This window comes from Winogradskyella pelagia (genome assembly GCF_017581965.1).
Classification (GTDB): Bacteria; Bacteroidota; Bacteroidia; order Flavobacteriales; family Flavobacteriaceae; genus Winogradskyella; species Winogradskyella pelagia.
The window spans coordinates 1-741 of the sequence record NZ_JAGEVF010000042.1; the positions used below are offsets into that span (position 1 = coordinate 1).

Here is a 741-nt window from a genome sequence, read left to right on the forward strand (position 1 = left end):
GTTTAACCCTGCAGATGAGAACACCTTGCTTTAAGGACGATAGTGCGAAGCACGTAGTAATTAAAGTTCGCCTTTGGCGAATGTGTTCTCATCGGGTTTGTGTAAGCGTCAGTAACGGGAAAGTGCGCGAGTACTTTCTGCTGACGCACCTAATTTAGAAAAACGAGTTGAATTTCCGATTAGGAAATTCAGCCGTTATTGCGCTTACACGTTGTTGTAGCACGTTATTTATATTCATATTTATTACGCCAAATTTCTTCTCCTTTCAAAAAGTCAAGAAGAATTTCAGTCATTTGTTCAACCGTTTCTAATGGTTTTACCAATAAAATATGGTCATCGTCTGTCACAAATCCAGAAGCTAATCCGTCATCGCCTAAACTTCCGCTCACGTGCAGAGCTTTGTATCCATTTCCATTTTCATCTTCCAATTGCACAATGTGAAATTCATTCCAATTTGTTGATTCCATTGTGCTTTTTATTATTTCCGCTGTTGCTTTTTCAGATATAGTTTTTGTGGTTTCTCCGTAATTATAAGAGACAGTAAGTTTTAAATCTCGCCTTTCTTGTCGGATTTCAACATTCCGTAATTCAGTCTTATTTTCCGCAATTCCGTGTGTGTTTGAATTCCGTTTTGAATTCCAGTTAATCAAAGCAAATATTCCGATTAAAGCTAAAACTCCGAAGATTATGTAGGTATTCATTCTTATCACGTGATTTTGGTTTAATGTGCTACAACGGTCT

General features: G+C 37.2%; 1 protein-coding gene. It reads right to left on the reverse strand.

From position 1 onward, the window contains the following. Window positions 1-224 precede the first annotated feature (224 nt). Window positions 225-741 (reverse strand): hypothetical protein (locus J4050_RS15170; protein ID WP_208155462.1); only part of this gene is annotated, 517 nt, incomplete at its 5' end.